Here is a 981-nt window from a genome sequence, read left to right as displayed (position 1 = left end):
GCTCTTCTGCGAGCAGGAGGTCCGCGGGGTGCTGGTGACGCCCGCGGACGCCTCCGGCCGGAACCTCGCCGCCTTCCGCCGCCACGGCATCCCGTTCGTCTGCGTCGACCGGGCGCTGCCCAGCGCCGAGGGCTGCTCGGTGTCCGTGGACGACATCACGGGCGGCGCCCTCGCCGTGCGCCACCTCGTGCAGCGCGGGCACCGGGAGGTCGTCTACGTCAGCGGCCCCATGCACCTCGCGCAGTGCCGCGACCGCCGCGAGGGCCAGCATGTCGTTGGCGCAGAAGACCGCCGACGGGAGGGCGGCCATGCCCAGCAGCCGTGCCCGGCCGCCCCGCACCCGAAGGAGCAGACCGACCTTGTCCGGCTCGCCGACCACCGCGCCCCGTGCCCGCCGGTCCGTGGCCTGTGCCCGCCGGTCCGTGGCCTGTGCCCGCCGGTCCGTGGCCTGTGCCCGCCGGTCCGTGGCCTGTGCCCGCCGGTCCGCGCCCCGCCCCGCGGGAAGGGCCGGCTGATGGCGCGCGGTGTGGGCATGAAGGACGTGGCGAGCGCGGCGGGCGTCTCCCTCGGCACGGTCTCCAACGTGATCAACCGCCCGGAGACCGTCGCCGAGGAGACACGGCTGCGCGTCCTGCTGACGATCGAACGCCTCGGCTACGTCCGCAGCGAGTCCGCCCGCCAGCTCCGCGCCGGCCGCAGCCGCACGCTGGGGATGCTCGTCCTCGACATGGCCAACCCGTTCTTCGTGGACATCGCGGCGGGCGCCGAGCGTTCCGCCCGCGACGCGGGCCTCGGTGTGATGCTCKGCAACAGCGCGGAGAGCCCTCGCGAGGAGGCCGAGTACCTGACGCTCTTCTGCGAGCAGGAGGTCCGCGGGGTGCTGGTGACGCCCGCGGACGCCTCCGGCCGGAACCTCGCCGCCTTCCGCCGCCACGGCATCCCGTTCGTCTGCGTCGACCGGGCGCTGCCCAGCGCCGAGGG

1 protein-coding gene and 1 pseudogene are annotated in these 981 nt (G+C 75.7%); both read left to right on the top strand.

What is annotated here, in order from left to right; translation table 11 throughout:
- Window positions 1-28: 28 nt before the first annotated feature.
- A pseudogene (locus tag EAO77_RS41165) lies at window positions 29-205 on the top strand (LacI family transcriptional regulator); the annotation flags it as partial.
- Between the two features lie 309 nt (window positions 206-514).
- Window positions 515-981: LacI family DNA-binding transcriptional regulator (locus tag EAO77_RS41160; RefSeq protein ID WP_147992653.1), on the top strand; the 467-nt coding region annotated here is incomplete at its 3' end.

The sequence above is a fragment of the Streptomyces sp. T39 genome (genome assembly GCF_008042045.1).
Classification (GTDB): domain Bacteria; phylum Actinomycetota; class Actinomycetes; order Streptomycetales; family Streptomycetaceae; genus Streptomyces.
The sequence above is the reverse complement of the archived record's forward strand: the minus strand, read 5'-3'. Positions and strand labels throughout refer to the sequence as shown.